Annotated in this window: 13 protein-coding genes; 8 read left to right on the forward strand and 5 right to left on the reverse strand. The window is 61.8% G+C overall.

Going from position 1 to position 13,075, the window contains the following annotated elements; translation table 11 throughout:
* Positions 1–13: 13 nt before the first annotated feature.
* A complete protein-coding gene (gene coaA / locus EII30_RS01340) occupies positions 14–979 on the reverse strand; it encodes a type I pantothenate kinase (RefSeq protein WP_124885539.1) in 966 nt (321 codons plus the stop codon).
* Between the two features lie 31 nt (positions 980–1,010).
* Here coaA and glmS point away from each other — a divergent pair, with 31 nt between their 5' ends.
* The 7 genes from glmS (at position 1,011) to tsaD (ending at position 7,915) form a co-directional block, all read left to right on the forward strand.
* Positions 1,011–2,855, forward strand: coding sequence for a glutamine--fructose-6-phosphate transaminase (isomerizing) (gene glmS / locus EII30_RS01345; protein WP_124885540.1), 1,845 nt, complete (start codon positions 1,011–1,013; stop codon positions 2,853–2,855).
* An 88-nt stretch (positions 2,856–2,943) separates the two neighbouring features.
* Complete coding sequence (locus tag EII30_RS01350) at positions 2,944–3,474, forward strand: holo-ACP synthase (RefSeq protein ID WP_124885541.1); 531 nt, start codon at positions 2,944–2,946, stop codon at positions 3,472–3,474.
* Complete coding sequence (alr, locus tag EII30_RS01355; protein ID WP_233569230.1) at positions 3,475–4,629, forward strand: alanine racemase; 1,155 nt, start codon at positions 3,475–3,477, stop codon at positions 4,627–4,629. It abuts the gene before it with no gap.
* Between the two features lie 42 nt (positions 4,630–4,671).
* Positions 4,672–5,382 carry a tRNA (adenosine(37)-N6)-threonylcarbamoyltransferase complex ATPase subunit type 1 TsaE gene (gene tsaE / locus EII30_RS09125; protein ID WP_370266819.1) on the forward strand — a complete coding sequence of 237 codons (711 nt, stop codon included), beginning with the start codon at positions 4,672–4,674 and terminating at the stop codon, positions 5,380–5,382.
* Positions 5,372–6,142: a tRNA (adenosine(37)-N6)-threonylcarbamoyltransferase complex dimerization subunit type 1 TsaB gene (gene tsaB, locus EII30_RS01365; protein ID WP_124885542.1), complete on the forward strand. Its 771-nt coding sequence runs from the start codon at positions 5,372–5,374 to the stop codon at positions 6,140–6,142. The genes tsaE and tsaB overlap by 11 nt, the downstream gene beginning before the upstream one ends.
* A gap of 69 nt (positions 6,143–6,211) precedes the next feature.
* The gene (gene rimI / locus EII30_RS01370; RefSeq protein ID WP_124885543.1) at positions 6,212–6,802 is read left to right on the forward strand and encodes a ribosomal protein S18-alanine N-acetyltransferase; all 591 of its coding nucleotides are present in this window, start codon (positions 6,212–6,214) and stop codon (positions 6,800–6,802) included.
* 66 nt (positions 6,803–6,868) lie between these two features.
* Positions 6,869–7,915 carry a tRNA (adenosine(37)-N6)-threonylcarbamoyltransferase complex transferase subunit TsaD gene (tsaD, locus tag EII30_RS01375; RefSeq protein WP_124885700.1) on the forward strand — a complete coding sequence of 349 codons (1,047 nt, stop codon included), beginning with the start codon at positions 6,869–6,871 and terminating at the stop codon, positions 7,913–7,915.
* Here the strand turns inward: tsaD and EII30_RS01380 are convergent.
* From EII30_RS01380 to EII30_RS01390, 4 genes are all read right to left on the reverse strand, one after another.
* On the reverse strand, positions 7,863–8,957 hold the full coding sequence (locus EII30_RS01380) for a GtrA family protein (protein WP_124885544.1): 1,095 nt from the start codon (positions 8,955–8,957) through the stop codon (positions 7,863–7,865). The genes tsaD and EII30_RS01380 overlap by 53 nt on opposite strands.
* Positions 8,957–9,478 carry a phosphodiester glycosidase family protein gene (locus EII30_RS09130; RefSeq protein ID WP_370266823.1) on the reverse strand — a complete coding sequence of 174 codons (522 nt, stop codon included), beginning with the start codon at positions 9,476–9,478 and terminating at the stop codon, positions 8,957–8,959. The genes EII30_RS01380 and EII30_RS09130 overlap by 1 nt, the downstream gene beginning before the upstream one ends.
* A gap of 149 nt (positions 9,479–9,627) precedes the next feature.
* On the reverse strand, positions 9,628–10,038 hold the full coding sequence (locus EII30_RS09135; protein WP_370266825.1) for a hypothetical protein: 411 nt from the start codon (positions 10,036–10,038) through the stop codon (positions 9,628–9,630).
* Between the two features lie 73 nt (positions 10,039–10,111).
* Positions 10,112–11,251: a siderophore-interacting protein gene (locus EII30_RS01390; RefSeq protein ID WP_124885545.1), complete on the reverse strand. Its 1,140-nt coding sequence runs from the start codon at positions 11,249–11,251 to the stop codon at positions 10,112–10,114.
* Positions 11,252–11,523: 272 nt separating this feature from the next.
* Between EII30_RS01390 and EII30_RS01395 the strand changes: the two genes are divergently transcribed.
* Entirely contained in the window at positions 11,524–13,062 is a 1,539-nt protein-coding gene (locus EII30_RS01395; protein ID WP_124885546.1) for an APC family permease, read from the forward strand.
* The last annotated feature ends 13 nt before the right edge of the window (positions 13,063–13,075 follow it).

The following is a 13,075-nucleotide window of genomic DNA, read 5'->3' on the forward strand; positions in this document are numbered from 1 at the left end:
CTAGTTAAGGGGGTTAGAGCTTGCGCAAGAAAACCTTTTGGACGCGGTGATCCGCCTCTTTGCGGAGGATCAGTGAGGCGCGTGCCCTGGTGGGTTTGATGTTTTGCAGAATGTTAGGCTCGTTAATGGCATACCAGAACTCGTTCGCGGTTTTAATCGCGGTTTCCTCGTCGAGTTTCGCGAAGTCTTTGAAGTACGAGTCGGGGTCGCTGAACGCTCCCTGGCGGAGCCGCAGGAAACGCTCCAGGAACCAGGTATGGATATCGTTTGTGCGGGCGTCCACATAGATTGAGAAATCGAACAGGTCGCTGACCGCGAGCGGGTGTTTAATGCTCGGCGGCTGCAGCACGTTGATGCCCTCAACGATTAGGATGTCCGGCTGCTGGATAGTGACAAACTCTCCGGGCAGAATATCGTAGTGCAGGTGGCTGTAGACGGGTGCCTTCACCTCGGGGACACCCGCCTTCACCTGTGACACAAAACGCAGCAGCGCGCGACGGTTGTACGATTCTGGGAAGCCCTTGCGATCCGCAATGCCACGCTTCTCCAGTTCGGCGTTGGAGTAGAGGAAGCCGTCGGTTGTGACAAGATCAACCTTCGGGGTCTCTGGCCAGCGTGCGAGGAGGTCACGCAAAACCCTCGCTACGGTCGACTTGCCAACCGCAACAGAACCGGCGATACCGATAACAAACGGGGTTTTTTCGGCCTCGGTGTGGCCGAGGAAAGTGCGGGTGCGGTTGTGCATCTCGCGCGCCGCAATAGCGTACTGGTTAATCAGGCGGCTGAGCGGCACATACACCTCCTCAACCTCGCTTAAATCGAGCGGATCATTAATCCCACGAAAGTGTGCAATCTCGCTCTCCGTCAGGGGGGCGCGCATACCGTCCGCGAGCTGTGCCCACTCACTGCGATAGATAACAGTGAATGGAGAAATCGCCTCCGCTATTTGTTTCGGTGTTTCATGTGTCGATTCAGTCATTACTTAAGAGTTTGCCACTAAACTAGGTGATATGTGTGGAATTGTTGGATATGTTGGAGATACAAAGACTAAAGACGTGCTGCTCGCGGGTCTTGCAAGACTGGAATACCGCGGGTATGACTCCGCCGGTATCGCCGTAACTACCGCGGCTGGCGAGGTTGACGTCCGTAAACGCTCCGGCAAACTAGCTCGGTTGGCGCAGCTGCTTGAGGATGACCCGATCCACCCCGGAACAACCGGCATCGGGCACACCCGCTGGGCGACCCACGGAGGTCCAACCGATGAGAATGCGCACCCGCATCTCAGCGAGGATGGGCGGGTAGCGCTGATCCACAACGGCATTATTGAGAACTTTGCGCAGCTGCGTGAGCAACTCGGTGAGGCGAGCTTCAAGAGCGAAACCGACACCGAGGTTGTGGCTGTGTTGCTCGGCAGTGAGGTTAAGAAGCAGGGCGATTTGGAGGCGGCGTTCCGCACCGTGGTTACGCAGCTGGAGGGCACCTTCACACTGCTGGCAACATCCGCTGATGAGCCAGGCAAGGTGGTTAGCGCGCGGCACCACTCGCCGCTCGTTGTCGGTATCGGTGACGGCGAGAACTTCCTCGGGTCAGACATTGCGGCGTTTGTTGAGTACACCCGTCGCGCGGTTGCGATTGACGACGACAACATCGCGGTGATCACCGCCGATGAGGTGCGCGTCACAGACTTTGCGGGTAATCCGCTGCCGTTTGAAGAGTTTGAGATCGCGTGGGATCCGGCAGCCGCCGACAAGGGCGGTTGGCCATCATTCATGGCGAAGGAGATCAGCGAGCAGCCGGAGGCGGTGGCTAACACGATCCGCGGCCGCATTACCCCCGAGGGTGTTGTGATCCCGGAGCTGAGCGAGCTCGGTGACGAGTTCCTGCAGGGCATTGAGCGGATCGTGGTAATCGCCTGTGGTACCGCCGCATACGCCGGCATGATTGGGCGCTACGCGATTGAGGAGTGGGCGAGAATCCCGGTTGAGATTGAGCTGAGCCACGAGTTCCGCTACCGCAATCCGATCGTCTCCGAGCAGACTCTGGTGATTTCGATCAGCCAGTCCGGCGAGACCATGGACACCATGATGGCGGTGAAGTACGCGAAAGAGCGCGGCGCTAAAACCATCAGCGTCTGCAACACCCAGAGTGCGACAATTCCGCGCGAGTCCGACGCTGCGATCTACACCCACGCTGGCCCTGAGGTGTCTGTTGCCTCAACCAAGGCGTTCCTCGCGCAGGTTGTTGCGCTGCAGCTGTTTGGCCTGCACCTCGGTCGTGTGCGCGGATCCCTCGACAGCGAGGCCGCAAAACGCGCAATCGCGCAGTTGGAGACCCTGCCGGAGAAGGTTAGCGAGGCGGTTGCAACCCACGACGATATTACCCAGCTTGCAAAGTGGATGAGCGACACCCGCTCGGTGCTGTTCCTGGGCCGCCACGTTGGCTTCCCGGTCGCGCTAGAGGGTGCGCTAAAGCTGAAAGAGATCACCTACATCCATGCTGAGGGCTTTGCCGCCGGTGAGTTGAAGCACGGCCCGATCGCGCTCATCGACCACGGTCAGCCGGTGTTCGTGCTCGTGCCAAGCCCGCGCACCTCGCCGGTTATGCACTCGAAGGTTGTGTCAAATATTCAGGAGATTCGCGCGCGCGGTGCTCGCGTTATCTCGATCGTTGAGAAGGGCGACACAGCGACGCTGCCGTACAGCGATGACGTGATCCGCCTGCCGCTCGCAGACCCAATGTTTGAGCCGCTGCTGCAGGTTATTCCGCTGCAGTGGTTTGCGCTGGAGCTGTGCCAGGCGAAGGGCCTTGACGTGGATCAGCCACGCAACCTCGCAAAGTCGGTAACCGTCGAATAGGCGAGACTGAACCGCCAAAGCAGGCTAGAGCACTCTGGGTTGGCGGATCGCGATGGTTGGGCAGAGAGCTAGGGTAGCGGGGTAGCTGGTGATCACCGGAATCGGAGTCGACACCGTCGCTGTGACACGGTTCACCGCACAGCTGTGCCGCGCCCCGAGACTGCTGCCGCGGCTCTTCACCCCCGCCGAGCAGGGGCTGAAACCGGCTTCGCTCGCCGCGCGTTTCGCCGCAAAAGAGACGCTAATCAAAGCGCTCGGCGGCAGCACGGTCGCGGGTCTCTCGCTCGGGTGGCACGATATTGAGATCCTTGGCGGATCCGGCAAACCCCCAAGCTTCAAACAAACACCCCAGCTGCAGCGGGTTTTTGCGGCATTGCGGGTGGAGGCCGCGCACCTCTCACTGAGCCACGACGGCGATGTTGCAATCGCGTTTGTGGTGCTGGAGAATCTTACAGCACAGAACGCAGCGCCGGTCGGGGCCGAGGGGATCCGGCCGGCTGTTGAGAGACTGGGCTGGCCCGAGGAGGCTCGGGCGACCGCTGAGAGACCGGCCTGGGTGGCTGATCCGGCCAGGGCTGAGCCTGCGAAACTGCCTGAGCGAACAGAGGGAGGCGGATAGATGCGCACCGGAAACATGCGAATCGCGGAGGTCTCAACGGAGGCGATTAAACACAACGTTGAGACCGTAAAAGCCCTCACCCACGGCAATCTGATCGCGGTTGTGAAAGCGAACGGTTACGGGCACGGCGCGCTGATCGCCGCCGAGGCGGCGCTCGCGGGCGGTGCCACCCAGATCGGCGTCAGCGACCTGGAAGAGGCGATTAAACTGCGCGAGGGCGGTATCGCCGCACCAATCCTCTGCTGGCTACACGGCAGCGGCATAGATTTTCGGGAGGCGCTTAAACACCGTATCGAGATCGGTGTCAGTCACCTGGAGCAGCTTGAGAGCGTTGCTGTGGCACAGCGACAGCTGGTTGATGACGGCGGGGAGGTTGGATCCGCCCCCGCAACCGTGCAGCTGAAACTTGACACGGGTTTAAGCCGCAACGGGGCTGCGCCCGCCGAGTGGGAGCAGCTGTTTGCTCTGGCGGCAGAGCTGGAACGGCAGGGGATTTTGCGGGTGCGAGGCATGTTCACGCACCTCGCGAACGCCGGCAGGGACGAGGATTTTTCGCAGGCGGCAGAGTTTGATCGGGCGGTTTATCTCGCGCAGCAGCACGGACTGGATCCCGAACTGCTGCATGTGGCTGCATCGGCTGCGACCCTCACCCGCCCGGAGCTGCACTACAACACCGTGCGTGTCGGGGTGCTGTGCTACGGGCTTAGCCCGTTCGCCGATAAAACCTCCGCTCAGCTGGGTTTGCGGCCCGCAATGCGGCTGAAGTCTGAGATTGTTGCGCTGCGGCAGGTGAGCGCTGGGACCGGTGTTTCTTACGGTTTTAACTGGCGGGCGCACAGCGACACGATTCTCGGGCTTGTGCCGGTCGGTTACGCGGACGGGATGCCGCGCGCGCTCAACAACTCCGGCGCAACCGTGCTTATCCGCGGCAGGCGGCGGCAGATTGTCGGCAGAATCGGCATGGACCAGTGCATAATCGACCTCGGCGGCGACACAACCGATGTGCAGATTGGTGACGAGGTTGTGCTGTTCGGCGACCCCGCCCGCGGCGAGCCCCCGGTTGAGGACTGGGCAGACCGGCTCGGCACCATCAACTACGAGGTTGTTGCGAGCCTCGGTGAGCGCCCGGTGCGGATCGCGACAACCGCCTGGTAATCCGCTCCCTGTTTCACCAGTCAATGCCGCTAAAATTAGAGCGTGACTATCGAGGCAAAGATTACGGTCGCTGATCCGAGCGAGATGCGGCAGCTGGGCAGGCGGATCGGCGAGCTGCTGCGCGCGGCAGATCTGGTGCTGCTCACTGGTGAGCTCGGTGCCGGGAAAACCACCCTGACCCGTGGAATTGGTGACGGGCTGGGTGTGCGTGGCCCGGTGACGAGCCCAACTTTCGTGCTCGCCCGCACCCACCCGAGCACGGTTGGCGGCCCGAAGCTTGTGCACATTGATGCCTACCGGCTTGAAACCAGCGCCGAACTTGAGGACCTCGACATTGACTTCGCAAACTCCGCGGTTGTTGCCGAGTGGGGTGACGGCCTGCTCGAAACCGGTGACAGTTATCTGCGGCTCGTGATTACGCGGCCGACCGGGGCTGATGAGGTTATCGCGGCGGGCGAGGGCAGCTCGGCGGGCGAGGGCAGCTCGGCGGGCGGATCCGGTAAGGCACCGGGCGTACCAGGCGATGCCGCGGGTGAGCACGGCGGTGAGGCCAATGAGGACGCGGACGAGGAGCTGATCGAGCCGCGCACGGTTGAAATTACCGCGGCAGGCCCCCGCTGGACGGCGGCGGCGCTGCAGCAGATAGTCGGCGACAGCGGCGAGACAGCCACCGCTGGCGGGCAGAACCAGACCTGTGGCGCAGAACACAATCACGCGGCATCCGAGAACAGTGAGGTACCCGATGGGCGATAACAACGACAACGCGGCCGAGCGCGAGTTCCGCATTAAAACCGGCAGGGTGCCGCTCGGCATTCCCGGGCAGGCACTGCTCGCGATTGACACCTCGCTCGGTACCGTCGTCGCGGTCAGCAACGGCGACCGTGCCTGGGAGTTTGCGAGCGATGATCCACTCGCGCACGCGGAGGTAATCGGGGATTTAATCGAGAAAGCGCTGGAGGCGGCGGAGCTGACATCCGCCGATGTTACGGGCGTTGTGATGGGCACAGGCCCGGGCTCGTTCACGGGGCTGCGGATCGGCATGGCCGCCGCACACGGTTTCGCTGCCGGGCAGAACATCCCGCTTTTGCCGCTTCTCAGCCACGAGGCAAGCGCCGCCGAGTATTTCTGGTCTGCCGAGGCGGGCAAACGGACCCGCGTCAGGATTGTGCAGGACGCTAGACGACGCGAACTGTTTGTCACCGACTACGTGAAAACCGCGCCGACGGGGGAGTCGCTGGGAGAGAAAATCGGCACCGCGATTAGTGCCCTGTTCGGTGGTTTCCTTGAAGAAAACCCGGTGACCGATGAGGGGCCGACGTGCGTTGACGGGCCGCGGGTGGTCGCGCGTGAGGGTTACGAGCCGAGCGACAACGATCACACACCCGAGGCGGTTAGCGGTATCGCGCTGCTCAGGCTCGCTGCCAGCAGGCTCGCCTGGAACACCGATTTTGAATCACCCGAGCCGGTCTATCTGCGCGACCCCGACGTGCGTGCGCCGCAGCAGCCCCGCTAAACCGGCGGGCAGCAGAACGGCAGCGGCACAGGCAGCACAGGGCAAGACAGGGCAACACAGGGCAGCAGAATGGTTAACAGCGTTAAACCCGATTCAGGCGGTGGGCGGATCCAGCAGGACCGGCCCGCTGAGGTGCTGGGCTCTGCAGGGCTTGGTGGGCGGATCCGCCCCACAACCCCCGCGGACACCGCGGCAATCGCACGGCTTGAGCCCCTGATTTTTGGGGATGACGCCTGGAGCCCACAGCTGGTTGCGAGCGAGCTTGCCGCGCCATACCGCAGCTATTTTACGCTGGAGATCGCGGGCGAGGTTGCCGGTTATGCGGGGCTGTTCGTGGCGGGCAGTGAGGCGGACGTGCAGACGATCGCGGTTGCAGCCGAGCAGCGGGGAAGGGGCTGGGGTAAGAAACTGTTTGTCGCGCTGCTGGCGGAGGCTGAGCGGCAGCGGGTGAAACAGCTGTTTCTTGAGGTGCGGGCCGATAATCCCGCGGCGATCGGCCTCTACAGTGCTTTCGGGTTCGCGGAGATCGCGATCCGGCCAAACTACTATCAGCCGAGCGGGGTTGATGCGCTGATTATGCGCGCGGACCTGCGCTCGCCGAAAACCACTAACCCGCTGCGGGCGGCTGAGTCTGCGGCGTCTGAGAACGAGGAGTCTTAGGGAGTGACAGCAGAGACAGCGCAGGCAGCAGAGGCAGCGCCAGCAGAAACAGCAGAGAACCAGAAGCTGGCGCCGATTGTGCTGGGCATCGAAACCAGCTGTGACGAAACCGGTGTGGGGATTGTGCGCGGCACCGAGCTGCTGGCGAACGTTATCGCCTCGTCGATGGCGGAGCACGCCAGATACGGCGGTGTTGTGCCGGAGGTCGCTGCACGCGCCCACCTGGAGGCGCTCGACGGGACAATCGCCGAGGCCGTCTCAACCGCAGGCATTACGCTGCAGGACATTGACGCGGTCGCTGTCACCTGCGGGCCGGGACTTGCCGGCGCGCTGATGGTCGGGGTTGCCGCCGCAAAGGGGCTCGCGCTGTCGCTTGATGTGCCGCTGTACGCGGTAAACCACCTGGTCGGGCACGTCGGCGCCGAACTGTTAAGCGCCGATAAACCGCTTGAACTCCCAACCATCGCGCTGCTCGTCAGCGGCGGCCACACCTCGCTCCTGCACGTTCGAGACCTGGTCAGCGATGTTGAGATGCTGGGCGAAACCGTTGACGATGCCGCCGGTGAGGCGTTCGACAAGGTCGCGCGCGTGCTCGGTCTGCCGTATCCGGGCGGGCCGCACATCGACAAACTGGCTGCGGCGGGCGACCCCAACGCGATCCGCTTCCCGCGCGGGCTCAGCAAGAGCAGTGATATGGCGGCTCACCGCTACGATTTCTCCTTCTCGGGTCTAAAAACCTCGGTCGCGAGGTGGGTTGAGAAGCGCACCGCGCTCGGTGAGGAGGTGCCGCACGCTGACGTTGCCGCGAGTTTCCGTGAGGCGGTGTGCGATGTGCTGCTCACCAAGGCGGTTAACGCCTGTGTGGATCGCGGTGTCCCCAGGCTGCTGCTCGGCGGCGGCGTTGTTGCCAACCAGCGTCTGCGTGAGCTCGCGGCTGAACGGTGCCAGGCCGCGGGCATTGAGTTGCGGATCCCGCCATTCAGCCTCTGCACCGACAACGGCGCGATGATTGCCTCGCTCGGTGCGCAGCTGATTATGGCTGGTAAAGAACCCTCGACGCTCAGTTTTGGAGCTGACTCAACGCTTCCCGTGACCGAGGTGCAGGTGCACTAGCGAGCCGGTTTTGAAACACGAACCGCCTCTGCGCAGCGTAGCTGGCGAGGAACAAAACCACTTCGACCGCGATCTTTGCGGGAAGCAGCGGCAGATCGAGCAGGGTCACAAGCAGCTCCAGCAGCAGCCAGTTAGCCGCCAAGAGTGCGATAGCGAGAGCGATATAGCGTTTTGCCTGACCGCCCAGCTCGCTGCGCTGCCGGTGTTTGCCAAAGATCACGCGGTTGAGACTGAAGTTTGTGACACCGCTCACAACCCTGGCTAAAACAATCGATGGGGCCAGTATGCCAAATGCGGCATAGCAGATGTGCAGGGTTACCGTGTCGACCAGGAACCCGATTAGTGAGCTGCTTGAAAACAAAAGCACCGGGGTTAGTACCCGCAGCGAGTCAAGCACCGGCCGAAAGTGCGAGCCGCTGTTGTTGTTTTCGCAAACGGTTGTGATCGGTATCTCTTTAATCCGATAGCCCTGGCGGCCAGCGTAGAGCAGCTGATTATGCTCATACTCGTAGCGGGATCCGCTAAGCTGTAGCAGCCACTCAAGCGTGCTGTGTTTAAACCCGCGCAAACCGGTTTGGGTGTCGCTCAGACGCATCTGGGTTGCAAAACCGAAAACACCCCTGGCGACCGCGTTTCCGATCCGGGATTTTAGCGGGGTGTCTGCCCCGAAGCTGCGTCCGCCGAGCACAATCTCACTGTCACCGTCCCGGGTTTCTGTTGCAACCCGTAAAATATCGTAGACCTCGTGTTGCCCATCAGCGTCAGCGGTCACAACCGCTGCTGCGGCACGGCCAGGGCTTTCACCGGAGAGAGTGAGAATGTGCTTGAAGCCCGTCTTTAGCGCCTCACCCTTGCCGAGGTTTACCGGGTGGGTTAGCACGGTGCAGCCAGCAGCGGCAACGGCGGAGAACACCGGAGCGCAGTCGGTGCCGGATCCGTCATCGACCACCACGATTTGCCATGACGGCCGCACCTGTTTGAGCGCCTGCACCAGCTGCAGCAGCTGCGCATCGGGCATATATGCCGGAATCAGTATATACATTAGCTGACCGTCACTGTCGCGTCGCTTGCTGCGACATAGAGGATGTCGCTTGTGCCGCGCTCGGATCCGCCACGGTTTGACGGGGTGTTTACCACCTCGCCGTTTGCGTACATGGTTGTGGATCCGCCGCCGTCGAGGTTGTAAGCGGTTTGCGCCCCGAGGTTCCGGAGTATCTCGGCAAGCTCTGTCATGGTTGCTCCGTCGGAGGTGCTGGAGCGACCGTCAACGGCGACAAAAATAATCGTGTCGGAGTCGACGATGCCGATTGCGGTGCGCGGGTGGCTGCCCTGCACGGAGTGGTTGCCGAAGTTGGTGTCGATTTCCACCTCGTCGATGCCCTCGATCACTTCGCCGTCGCTCACCAGCGCCGGCCCGAACGACAGGGTCTGCCAGACGCCGTCGGCGATTAGTTCGGCGGCGGTTGTCTCGGTTTCGTCATAGATTTTGGCGGATCCGTCAGCGTAGATCGCAAGCCCCTCACGCTCACCGCTGTCGCGGTAGACAACACCGTTACGGATCACAATGCCGGTGTCGCGGAAACCGTAATAGTCACCGTTGATCGCAAAAATCGCGTTGTTGGCGGCGGCGATTGCGCTGGTGTCCTCGATAATGTTTTGCCCGAACTGGTCGTTTACGAACGCGGATTTAAGCTGGGTTATGTCGGCGAGATTCAGGGTTGCAACGTGGTAGGTTGTGCTGCCGTCAGCGGTTGTTTTTTTTCAACGGTGATGCTCGCCTGCTCGGCGACGTTGTTGCTCTGGGTGATAACGCTCTGGTTCGCCGCCGTCTGCTGGCTCGCGTTCGCAACCTGCACATCGGGAATAAGATACCGGTCAGCTGCCCAGTAGGCGGCACCGCCGAGGACGGTTGTGACGGCGATAGCGCTGCCGAGCAGCAGGTTGCGGATCCGCCGTCGCGGGCGCTGCGTCGCCGCGCTGCCCGTCGCTGTGGCATCAGCCACTGCGTCAGAGGGAGCCGGGTGCGCTGCAGCACTGCCGGGGCCTGCGCTGCTGAGGTCAGCGCCGCCGGGGAAGGAGCTGGTTGGGGAGTCGTTGGCTGTGTTTCTGGTGTTGCTGTTCATAGCAACCAGTCAACAGCTGGCTGCTATGAGAGTTTTATGGTTGATTTATGAAAGTGCTGAAACCTTTGTGCCGCTAGTCCTCTTCGATCTGCCCGATCGGCTCGTGCTTCTCCGCCTGGAAGCGGTCCTCGTTGCGGCCCTTCGCCCAGTAGCCAGAGATTGACAGCTGGTTGCGCGGCTGCTGCCGCTGCCGGAGCAGTCGCCGCAGCGCCTTAATGTTGCCGCGCTCGCCGTGCGCAAACACCTGCACGCCGCCGGACCCGAGATCGGGGAGGTCGAGATCCGCAAAAGCGTCAGCCATGTGTGTGTCGCTGACCGGATAGTTTGGCACAACAAGCCACTGTGTCCGGACGTTTTCACCCGCGGGGATTTCCAGCTGCTCGGACTCGTGAGCGACAAAAATAACAACCTCTGCTCGCGCAGCAGGGTTATCCGCCAGCAGCTGCTCAACCGAGTGACTGATCGCGGAGATTGCGGCGTTATCGCCAATAAACACGTGCGACAGCAGCGGATCCGGTCGGTATTTGCCGCCTGGACCGAGCAGCGCAACCTGGTCGCCGACCGCAACACTGCGAGCCCAAGTGCCGCCAACCCCGACGGAGCCGTGCACAACCACGTTAATGTCGATGCTGTCGTCGTTAACCCGCCTAACCGAGTAGGTGCGCTTCACCGGCCGCAGGTGGGATGGCAGCGCATCCAGCTGATAGGGTGGCACCAGCCCACTCTGTGTTGTAGGCAGCAGCAGTTTAACGTAGGCGTCCGTGAACTCGTTCGGGGTAAAGCCCGCGAACCCGTCGCCGCCCAGCCGCAGCTCAACCAGGTGCGGGGTCAGTTCGGTGCGCTTTAAAACCGTCAGCACGTGCTGTTTCCGCTTCGGTTTAACCGGGCGATCCGCGCTCGGCAAAATGCCCTGCGAACGGTAGAAAACTGTTGTGTGAGCGGCCTCTGCGGCGGCTTCGTCCGGCACCTCAACGGCGCCCTGAGAGGCGCCCCGCGCTGGATCCACGCCGCCCCGCGTCGGATCCACACCGCCGTCTCTTAGACCCGCGCCACCAACCAGCGCCGCCTGCCCCGCCGCAACAACCGCGGCGTCAGCTGCCTTGTACGCGTACTTAGCAGCTTTGCGTGCGTATTTTTCGGCCTTGTATGCCGCGCGGTGCGCCCAGTACTCTGGGGTGGACTTGTCAAACTGCTTGTACGGTTTATGAGACATAACACAATGCTACGCCCATTCTCGGGTTTGCGCTATGCGGTGGGCGGATCCACCCCCGCCACCAATCTCGCTGCGGTGGGCGGATCCGCACCCGCAGCCAAGTCCGCTGCAGCGTGCTGTACCTCGCTGCGCGCGTTGCGCTTTCTAAAACCGCAGAAATCTCGTATTATTGACAATCGTTCCACTGTGAACCGGTTACTTTACGATTCCCCCGGTCGCAGTGACAGACAGTGTCAGAACGCAGATCGCGTCAGTCACGAAGGAGTTTGAAAATGAGTGTTAAGGGCGAAGCGACCACGGTGTCGACAAGCCCCGCGGCAACCGATAACACGGGCAACGCGGCGGATGACGGCTTTAGGCGGGATATGGGATTCTGGGGCAACCTCGCCCTCGGATTCACCTACCTGTCACCGGTTGTGGCGGTTTATACAACCCTCGCAATCGGGCTCGGGCTTGCTGGCCCGCCAGCGTTCTGGGTTGTGATGCTCGCCGCCGTCGGCCAGCTGTTTGTTGCGATGGTATTTGGTGAGGTTGTTTCACAGTACCCGATCGCGGGAGGTATCTACCCGTGGAACCGGCGGCTTTGGGGTCCTAAATGGGGCTGGTTTAGCGGCTGGGTTTACGCCTTCGCTATCTGTGCGACCATCGCGTCGGTTGCTTACGGCGCCGGGCCGTTCCTCGGTCTCGTGGTGAACCCGGATCCAGCAACCGAGATGAGCAACACTATTATTGTGCTGCTCGCAATCGGTATTGTGCTGTTTGCAACACTGATTAACTTCCTCGGCACGAAGGTGCTCTCACAGGTTGCGTTCTGGGGCTTTGTTGCCGAGATTATCGCAACCCTGGTGATCGGTATCTGGCTTTTGATTCAGGGCCGTGAACACGACCTCGGCGTGCTCTTCCAGGATCTGCGTCCGGCCGAGCTGATGAACGAGCAGAGCTTCGTTGCTGCACTCGCCGGAGCCGCGCTGACCGGTATCTTCCTGTTCTACGGTTTTGAGGCGTGCGGTGATGTCGCTGAAGAGGTGAAGAACCCGGGCGTGGTTGTGCCGCGGGCGATGCGCATGACCATCTACGTTGGCGGTGTTGCTGCGGCGTTTATCGCGCTCGGCCTGATCCTCTCCGTCCCCGACTATCAGGCGGTTATGAACGGCACCGCAACCGATCCGGTTGGTGAAACCTTCCAGCGAGTGTTTGGCCCGGTCGGGTTTAAGATTCTGATGGCGATTGTGCTGATCTCTTTTATCAGCTGCGTGATCTCACTGCAGGCTGCTGCATCCCGGCTGCTGTTCTCAATGGGTCGCGATAACCAGTTGCCGGGATCGGCGCTGCTGCGCAAGTTCAACCACAAGCGTCACGTGCCACCGTTCGCGATGCTCGCCGCTGCCGCGTTCCCGATCGTTGTTGTGCTCATCTCAACCTTCAGCCCTGACGCGCTGACCGCGGTTATCTCGTTCTGCTCGTTCGGTATCTACTTCGCATTCGGTATGGTGACCGTGGCGTCGATTAGGGCGCGCCTGAAGGGCTGGCGTCCGGCCGGTAAATACTCGATGGGTGCATGGGGTTGGCTGGTTTCTGTGCTCGCGCTGATCTGGCAGCTGTTCGGCCTCTACATTGTGCTGCGCCCAGATTTGAGCGACCCGGAGGCGCACTGGACCAGCCAGTGGCTTGTTGCGCTCTCGGGTGTTGCGGTGTTCGCGGTCGGCCTGATCTACATGGTTGTTGCGAAACCTTACCGTCATGCAACCGGGCCAGCTGGCGACGCAATTAGCGGATCCGCACCCGCCGCCGGTGGGGACGCCTCTGCCTAGCCACCTGCTGACC

The sequence above is a fragment of the Leucobacter sp. OH1287 genome, assembly GCF_003859945.1.
Classification (GTDB): domain Bacteria; phylum Actinomycetota; class Actinomycetes; order Actinomycetales; family Microbacteriaceae; genus Canibacter.

Excerpts from the sequence above, each read along its gene's own strand:
- coaA (WP_124885539.1), bottom strand. The coding sequence starts at position 979 with ATGACTGAATCGACACATGAAACACCGAAACAAATAGCGGAGGCGATT.
- glmS (WP_124885540.1), top strand. The coding sequence starts at position 1,011 with ATGTGTGGAATTGTTGGATATGTTGGAGATACAAAGACTAAAGACGTG.
- alr (WP_233569230.1), top strand. The coding sequence starts at position 3,475 with ATGCGCACCGGAAACATGCGAATCGCGGAGGTCTCAACGGAGGCGATT.
- tsaB (WP_124885542.1), top strand. The coding sequence starts at position 5,372 with ATGGGCGATAACAACGACAACGCGGCCGAGCGCGAGTTCCGCATTAAA.
- rimI (WP_124885543.1), top strand. The coding sequence starts at position 6,212 with ATGGTTAACAGCGTTAAACCCGATTCAGGCGGTGGGCGGATCCAGCAG.
- EII30_RS01380 (WP_124885544.1), bottom strand. The coding sequence starts at position 8,957 with ATGTATATACTGATTCCGGCATATATGCCCGATGCGCAGCTGCTGCAG.
- EII30_RS09135 (WP_370266825.1), bottom strand. The coding sequence starts at position 10,038 with ATGAACAGCAACACCAGAAACACAGCCAACGACTCCCCAACCAGCTCC.
- EII30_RS01390 (WP_124885545.1), bottom strand. The coding sequence starts at position 11,251 with ATGTCTCATAAACCGTACAAGCAGTTTGACAAGTCCACCCCAGAGTAC.
- EII30_RS01395 (WP_124885546.1), top strand. The coding sequence starts at position 11,524 with ATGAGTGTTAAGGGCGAAGCGACCACGGTGTCGACAAGCCCCGCGGCA.